This window comes from Streptomyces sp. NPDC059668 (assembly GCF_042734135.1).
Lineage (GTDB): Bacteria > Actinomycetota > Actinomycetes > Streptomycetales > Streptomycetaceae > Streptomyces.
This window is the reverse complement of record NZ_JBHWEL010000093.1, coordinates 21,524-29,654: the sequence shown is the minus strand read 5'-3', so window position 1 is coordinate 29,654 and position 8,131 is coordinate 21,524. Positions and strand designations below refer to the sequence as shown.

At 70.6% G+C, this 8,131-nt stretch carries 4 protein-coding genes; 1 reads left to right on the top strand and 3 read right to left on the bottom strand.

Annotated elements, in window-relative coordinates; all coding sequences use genetic code 11:
* Window positions 1-132: 132 nt before the first annotated feature.
* Window positions 133-5,073 carry an NAD-glutamate dehydrogenase gene (locus ACFV2J_RS37995; RefSeq protein ID WP_385443022.1) on the bottom strand — a complete coding sequence of 1,647 codons (4,941 nt, stop codon included), beginning with the start codon at window positions 5,071-5,073 and terminating at the stop codon, window positions 133-135.
* A 682-nt stretch (window positions 5,074-5,755) separates the two neighbouring features.
* Here ACFV2J_RS37995 and ACFV2J_RS37990 point away from each other — a divergent pair.
* Complete coding sequence (locus ACFV2J_RS37990) at window positions 5,756-6,322, top strand: DJ-1/PfpI family protein (protein ID WP_385085131.1); 567 nt, start codon at window positions 5,756-5,758, stop codon at window positions 6,320-6,322.
* A gap of 530 nt (window positions 6,323-6,852) precedes the next feature.
* Here the strand turns inward: ACFV2J_RS37990 and ACFV2J_RS37985 are convergent.
* Complete coding sequence (locus ACFV2J_RS37985) at window positions 6,853-7,530, bottom strand: HAD family hydrolase (RefSeq protein ID WP_385085133.1); 678 nt, start codon at window positions 7,528-7,530, stop codon at window positions 6,853-6,855.
* A gap of 75 nt (window positions 7,531-7,605) precedes the next feature.
* Window positions 7,606-8,121, bottom strand: a complete 516-nt coding sequence (locus tag ACFV2J_RS37980; protein ID WP_385085135.1) for a DUF6912 family protein — start codon at window positions 8,119-8,121, stop codon at window positions 7,606-7,608.
* Window positions 8,122-8,131 lie beyond the last annotated feature (10 nt).

Genomic DNA, 8,131 nt, shown 5'->3' with positions numbered 1-8,131 from the left:
ATTTTCAATATAATCTTTAATGAGTGCTGTCTCTTTTTCTCGGGGCGTGCGGCGCGGCGAGGGCTCCCGGGGGCCGCCCCCCGGGGCCGCGCGCCCCGCCCCCCCGCCCCAGGAACGTCTGGAACCTGCGGACTACGAGTGCGTCCGCAGCAGGGTCCGCATCGTGCGCATCGCCACCGACAGGTTGGCGAGGTCGAACGAGTCGGAGCCCTGGATCTCCTCCAGAGTGGTGCGGGCGCGGCCCAGGATCGCCGCGTTCTTCTCCTCCCAGGCCTTGAAGCGCTGCTCGGGGGTCGAGGTGCCGTTGCCGACGGCGAGGACGTCGGAGGTGAGCGAGGCGTGGGCCGCGTACAGGTCCTCACGGATCGAGGCGCGGGCCATGGACTGCCAGCGGTCGGCACGCGGGAGCTCGATGATGCGGTCCATGAGCTGGGTGATGCTCAGGCGGTCGGCGAGGTCGTAGTACACCTCGGCGACGGCCATCGGGTCCCTGCCCATGCGGTCGGCCACCGCGACGATGTCCAGCGTCGGGAAGGCCGAGGAGAACCCGGCCACCCGGGTCGCCAGCTCCTCCGGCACGCCCGCGCCCGACAGCTCGTCGAAGATCTGCTGGTACCACTCCAGATCCGCGCCGCGCAGCAGCTTGGGCAGCTCGCCCCAGACCTGCGCGACCCCCTCGCGGAAGAACGAGATGTTCTCGGCGAGCTGGAGCGGCTGCGGCCGGTTGTTGAGCAGCCAGCGCGTACCGCGCTCGACGAGCCGGCGGGAGTGCAGCCGGATCCGCGTCTGGACATCGGCGGCGACGACATTGTCGAGTGCCTCCACCGCGTCCCACACCGTGCTCGACTCGAAGATCGCGCGGGCCGCGGTCTGCGCCCGGACGATCTCGTCCAGGGAGGCACCGGTCTCCTCGCGCAGGCGGTGCAGGAAGCTCGTACCGCCCGTGTTGACCGTGTCGTTGACCAGCACGGTCGTCACGATCTCGCGGCGCAGCGCGTGTCCCTCGATCTGCTCGCGGAACTTCTCCCGCAGGGCCGTCGGGAAGTACGCGAACAGCAGGCTCTGCAGATACGGGTCGTCGGGCAGCGAGGTGGCGAGCAGTTCGTCGGAGACCGTGATCTTCGTGTACGCGAGCAGGACGGCCGTCTCCGGACCGGTCAGCCCCTGAGCGGAGTTGAGGCGCTCGCGGATCTGGCGGTCGGTCGGCAGGAACTCCAGGGCGCGGTCGAGGTGGCCCTCCCTGACCAGGTGGCGCAGGAAGCGCTGCTGGGCGTGGAGCATGCTCCCGGACTGGGCGAGCGCGTTGGAGATCGCCACGTTCTGCGCGTAGTTGTTGCGCAGCACCAGGTGGCCGACCTCGTCGGTCATCTGGGCGAGCAGCTTGTTGCGCTGCTTGACGGTCAGATCCCCGTTGGCCACCACGGCGTTGAGCAGGATCTTGATGTTCACCTCGTGGTCGGAGGTGTCCACGCCCGCGCTGTTGTCGATGGCGTCCGTGTTCATCTTGCCGCCGTGCTGCGCGAACTCGATCCGGCCCAGCTGCGTCAGGCCGAGGTTGCCGCCCTCGCCGACGACCTTGACGCGCAGGTCGGCGCCGTCGACGCGGATCGCGTCGTTGGCCTTGTCGCCGACGTCGGCGTGCGACTCGGTGGACGCCTTGACGTAGGTGCCGATGCCGCCGTTCCACAGCAGGTCGACCGGCGCCTGGAGGATCGCCTTCATCAGGTCGGCCGGGGTCATCTTCGCGACCCCGGCGTCGATGCCGAGGGCCTCGCGGACGTGGGCGTTGACCGGGATCGACTTGGCGGTCCGCGGGAAGACGCCGCCGCCGGCGGAGATCAGCGCGGTGTCGTAGTCGGCCCACGAGGAGCGGGGCAGCTCGAAGAGGCGGCGGCGCTCGGCGTACGAGGTCTCCGCGACCGGGGTCGGGTCGAGGAAGATGTGCCGGTGGTCGAAGGCGGCGACCAGCCTGATGTGCTCACTGAGCAGCATGCCGTTGCCGAACACGTCACCGGACATGTCACCGACGCCGACGACGGTGAAGTCCTCGGTCTGGGTGTTCACCCCCAGCTCCCGGAACTGCCGCTTGACGGACTCCCAGGCACCGCGGGCGGTGATGCCCATCTTCTTGTGGTCGTAACCGGCCGAACCGCCGGAGGCGAAGGCGTCCCCGAGCCAGAAGTCGTAGCTCTCGGCGACCTCGTTGGCGATGTCCGAGAAGGTGGCGGTGCCCTTGTCGGCGGCGACCACCAGATAGGTGTCGTCCCCGTCGTGGCGGACCACGTCCGCCGGGGGCACGATCTCACCGGCGACCATGTTGTCGGTGATGTCGAGCAGGGCGGAGATGAAGGTCCGGTAGCTGCGGATGCCCTCCGCGAGCCACGCGTCGCGGTCCACGGACGGGTCGGGCAGCTGCTTGGCGACGAAGCCGCCCTTGGCACCGACCGGCACGATGACGGTGTTCTTCACCATCTGCGCCTTGACCAGTCCGAGGATCTCCGTCCGGAAGTCCTCCCTCCGGTCGGACCAGCGCAGGCCTCCGCGCGCGACCTTGCCGAAGCGCAGGTGCACACCCTCCACCTTCGGCGAGTACACCCAGATCTCGTAGGCGGGGCGCGGCGCCGGCAGGTCCGGGATGGCCTGCGGGTCGAACTTCATGGAGACGTACTCGTGCGGCTTGCCGCCCACCGCCTTCTGGAAGAAGTTGGTGCGCAGCGTCGCCTTGATGACCGTGAGGAAGGACCGCAGGATCCGGTCCTCGTCGAGCGAGGCGACCTGGTCGAGGGCGGCGTCCAGCTCCTCCATCAGGGCGTCCGTCAGCTCGACACCGGCGTGCTGGCGCTCCGGCGACATCCGCGCCTCGAAGAGCGAGACGAGCAGCCGGGTGGTGTGGACGTTGTTGCGGAGGGTGTCCTCCATGTAGTCCTGGCTGAAGGTCGAACCGGCCTGGCGCAGGTACTTGGCGTAGGCGCGCAGCACCATCGCCTGCCGCCAGGTCAGCCCGGCGCCCAGCACGAGGGCGTTGAAGCCGTCGTTCTCGGCCTCGCCCATCCAGGTGGCGGCGAACGCCTCCTGGAAGCGCTCGCGGCCGTCGTCGCCGAGGTAGTCGCCGTTGCCGTTCAGGAACTTGGGCAGCCGCAGCCCGAAGTCGTAGATCCACGCCGTCGTACGGTCCGAGCAGCGCAGCTCGTAGGGGCGCTCGTCGGTGACCTCGACGCCGAGGCGGTTGAGGGCCGGCAGCACCGCGGAGAGGGAGACCTGCTCGCCGGTGCGGTAGATCTTGAAGCGGCGCTCACCGGGACCGGCGCCCACCGGCTCGTACAGGCTGAGCGCGAAGTCCTTGGTGTCGTCGTCGGTGAGCTTCTCCAGGTGGACCAGGTCGGCGACGGCGGCGCGCGGGGTGTGGTCGGCCTTGTAGCCCTCGGGGAAGGCGGCTCCGTAGCGGCGCAGCAGCTCGGCCGCGCGCTCCTCACCGCACTCGGCGTTCAGCGCCTCGGCGAACCCGTCGGCCCAGGAGCGGGCGGCCTCGACGAGCCGCACCTCCAGCCTGTCCTTGTCGGCGTCGCTGAGCTGCGCCAGCTCGGTGCCCTGCGGGACCCGGACCACGAAGTGCAGCCGGGAGAGGATCGACTCGGTGTTCCAGGCCGTGAAGTCGACGCTGCTGCCGCCGAGTTCCTCCTTCAGGATGTCGATGAGCCGAAGGCGTACGCCGGTGGTGTAGCGGTCGCGCGGGAGGTAGACGAGCGCCGAGTAGTAGCGCCCGTACTCGTCCTGGCGCAGGTAGAGCCGCAGCCGCCGCCGCTCCTGGAGGTAGAGCACGGAGGTGACGATGGAGCGCAGCTCGTCGGGGGGCGTCTGGAAGAGCTCGTCGCGGGGGTACGTCTCCAGGATCTGCAGCAGGTCGCGGCCGTCGTGGCTGTTGGGCGAGAAGCCCGCGCCCCTGAGGACCTCCTCCACCTTGCGGCGGACGACGGGGACACGCCGTACGGACTCGGTGTAGGCGGCCGAGGAGAACAGTCCGAGGAAGCGCCGCTCGCCGACGACGTTGCCGGCGGCGTCGAACTTCTTCACACCGATGTAGTCGAGGTAGGACGGCCGGTGCACGGTGGCACGGCTGTTGGCCTTGGTGAGCACCAGGAGCTTGTGCTCGCGGGCCTTCGCCCGGGCGTCGGCGGGCAGCCGCTCGAAGGAGGGGCTGACGGGGTGGCTGTCGTCGCCGCCGTGCTGCGGGTCGGAGCGCAGGATGCCGAGCCCGGTCCCGGGCACCGCCGCCAGCACGTCGTCGTCGCGCAGCTCGTACTCCCGGTACCCGAGGAAGGTGAAGTGGTCGTCCGAGAGCCAGCGCAGCAGCTCACGGGCCTCTTCGACCTCACGGTCGCGCAGGTCGCCCGCGGTCGGCTCGGCGGGCAGTTCCTCGGCGATGCGCAGCGAGGCGTCGCGCATCTTCTCCCAGTCCTCGACGGCCTCGCGGACGTCGGACAGGACCCGCAGCAGATCGGCGGTGATCTGCTTCAGGTCGGCCCGGTCGGTCTCGCGGTCGATCTCGACGTGGATCCAGGACTCGATGTGCGCGTCGTGCGACAGCTCGTCGGCGACGGGCCGGCCGGGCAGCACCTCGATGAGCTCGCCGGTCACGTCACGCCGTACGACGACCTGCGGGTGGATGACGAGGTGGATGCCGCGCCCCTGCCGGGACAGCTCGTTGGTGACCGAGTCGACGAGGAAGGGCATGTCGTCGGTCACGACCTCGACGACGGAGTGACTGCAGGTCCAGCCGTTCTCCTCGACGGTGGGCGTGTGCACGCGGACGCTGGCCGTGCCCTGGGGGCGGTTCTCGGCCAGTCGGTAGTGCGAGAAGGCGGCTCCGAAGACGTCGACCGGGTCACGGTCGGTCAGGTCCTCCGGGGCGGTGTGCAGGTAGTAGCGCTGGAGGAACGCGAGCACGGTCTCCCGGTCGGGGGTGCCCGTGCCCGTCTTCACGGTCGGTAGGTGCCCCCCGACCGGACTGTTCTCAGCTACCCGGGCGGCCCGTTCGAGCAGCTCGGCCTTTGCTTCGTCCAGCTTGGTCTGCATTGTCCTCTGGCTCCTGTCGCGCGCCGTTGCGTGACGTAGAAGGAAGTACGGTCTCTTCTCCGACGTGACGCCGTGACGCGGGGTGTCCGGTCTGGTCCGACGCTATGCCGCATGGAGAGATGAGCGGGGGGATATCGGCCATGTTCGGCACCCCCGGAGACTGTGACGCTGCTCTCGGCGACGTCCGTCCACGGGGTGTCATCGGCATACGGAGTGCGCTTGCCGCTCCGTCCCGCCCGCGAAGGTCAGCGACTGACGCCCGGTCACGGATGTCGTCCGTGGTCTCCGGGCGCGGGGCAGGGGCGACGGCGCCCCCGCGAGATATCGCGCTGATCACGTCACCAGGCTATCGCTCCTCACCCCGGACTCGTCATGAGCCGTATGTGTACAAAAGCGGGGGGCGAACTTTGACAGTCTGCACAGGGACGAAAGGGACGGTAACGTGCAGTGCGGGCCATGGGGCGGCTCGCACGGTCCTCGCCGGGCTGCGGACGCGGTCCGCGCGGCCCCTGTGAGCACGGGGAACACCGCCACCGGCACGACAGGCGCACCGCCCGCGCACCCCGCGAACGGCCGCTCCGGGTGTCCGCATGCCGCACGCCCCCTTGGCAAGTCCCTCCCGCGGGAGCACGTTGCCCAGGACGGCTGACGAAGACACCCACGGCTGACAGAGCGGAGCGACATGGCAGCGAAGATCCTGATCGTCACCGGTGACGCGGCGGAGTCACTGGAGGTCCTGTACCCGTACCAGCGCCTGCGCGAGGAGGGCTACGAGGTCCACATCGCGGCCCCCAGCCGCAAGAAGCTCCAGTTCGTGGTCCACGACTTCGAACCCGGATTCGACACGTACACCGAGAAGCCCGGTTACACCTGGCCCGCCGATCTCGCCTTCAGCGAGGTCGATCCCGGCCAGTACGCGGCCCTGGTGATCCCCGGCGGGCGCGCTCCCGAGTACCTGCGGGGCGACCCCGAACTCCGCAAGATCCTCAGGTCCTTCTTCGAGACGGACAAGCCCGTGGCCCAGATCTGCCACGGACCGCTCCTGACCGCCTCCGTCGACGCCCTGCGCGGGCGCCGCGTCACGGCGTATCCGGCCCTGGAGCCGGACATGCAGACGGCCGGCGCGACCTTCCAGGACGCGGAGACGGTGGTAGACGGCACACTCGTCTCGGCACGCGCCTGGCCGGACCACCCCGGTTGGATGCGCGAGTTCCTCACGGTACTGCGCGCGAAGGCACCGGTGACCTGACGGCGGGGAGGTGGTGGCGGGGAGGCGGTGGCGGGGAGGTGGTGGCGGGGAGCCGGTGGCGGGGAGCCGGTGGCGGGGAGCCGGTGGCGGGGAGCCGGTGGCGGGGAGCCGGTGGCGGGGAGCCGGTGGCGGGGAGGCGTTCGCGGTGAGCATGTCGCGGGGAGCCGGTCGCCGTGAGCTGTTCGCGGGGAGCCGGTGGCGGTGAGCCGGTCGCCGTGAGCCGTTCGAGGGGAGCCGGTCGCCGTGAGCCGTTCGCGGGGAGCCGGTGACGGGGACGCGCCGTCGGCCACAGGTGGGACTCCGGTGCTTCCAGGCGCAGGCCCGCACCTCCAGCCCGTCCGGCGTTTGAGGACGAGCCTTTCAGGCGAAACGGGGGTCCAGGGGGCGGAGCCCCTTGGCAGGGTGCGGAGGCGGAGAGCCCTACCGGAGTCCCCGTAGGCACAGCCACCGGCAGGAGGCCGTACGAGGCGGCCCTGACGCCCGTACGACCCCCTCCCGGCGTACCAGCCACCCGTACCGGCCGGCCGCGGTCAGACCACCGTCCGGACCAATCGCTCGGCTTCCTCGACCGCCTCGGCCAGGCTGTCCACCACGGGCACGCCCACCACCTCGAGGCTCGCCCGACCGTGCGATCCACCGGTGTAGAGCACGGCCCGGGCCCCCACGTGCAGTGCCGCGACCGCGTCGTCGGCGGCGTCCCCGATCACCACCGTGCGCAGCGGGTCCACCCCGGCGAGCGCGCCGATGTGCCGCACCATGTGCTCCGCCTTGCTGCCGCCGGAGGGCCCCGTCCGCCCGTCCACCCGTACGAAGTGCGGCTCGATACCGAAGTCTCTGACCAGCGGGACCAGCTCGTCGTGGCCGTACATGCTCAGCAGTGACTGGCTGTGGCCCGCCGACCGCCACCCGGCGAGCAGCGCCGCCGCCCCCTCGGTCAGCTCGCAGGCCGTGCGGTGCTGCGTGTAGTACCGGTGGAAGGTCTCGTCCATGATCTCCCACTCGGCGTCCGTCGGCAGCCTCCCCATCAGCCGCTCGTAGAACCTGGGCACCGGGACGCAGTACAGCTCCCGGTACCGCTCCAGCGTGATCGGTTCCAGTCCCAGTTCGGCGAACGCCGCGTTCGTCGCGCCGATGATCGCGGCGTTGTCGTGGAACAGAGTCCCGTTCCAGTCCCACACGATGTGCGCTGCTGCTCCGTTCTTCCCCATGGCAAGAACGTACCCGGCCCCACCGACATCGTTGCGCCGGGCCGGTGCGCCGGACCGCCGGACCGGGCGGGCGCCTCAGTCCCCGAGCCCCACCAGGTTGGGGATCTCCTGCGTCGCGAACCAGAGCAGCTCGTGGTCCTCGGCCCCGTCCACGACGAACTGCGCGTCGTCGTCACCGTGATCGGCCGCCCCGAGCGCCCCCACGGCGGCCGACACGTCCTCCTCGGCGTCGTCGGCGTCGACGTGCACCGCGGCCGCCTTGGCCAGCGGCACCGGCCCGGACACCCGCACCTCTCCGAGCGCCACCGGATCGAGCCCCCGGTCGGGATCGGCGACCGCCGCGCGGTCGGGGACGTCGACGGCCACGACCACCCGGCGCCGCACGGTGTCCCGCTCGCCCGCGAGCAGCCGGAGCGAGGCCAGCGCGGCCCGGTTCAGCGCGGCGTACTCGAGCTCCTCGATGTCGTCGGAGAGATACCACTCGCGCAGGGCGGGCGTGACCGCGTACGCCACGAACGGCCCCGATCCCAGTTCCCCCGTCTTGTGCGCCTCGGCGAGACCGGAGAGGGTCAGAGGGACGTAGACGCGCATGGTGGGCCGC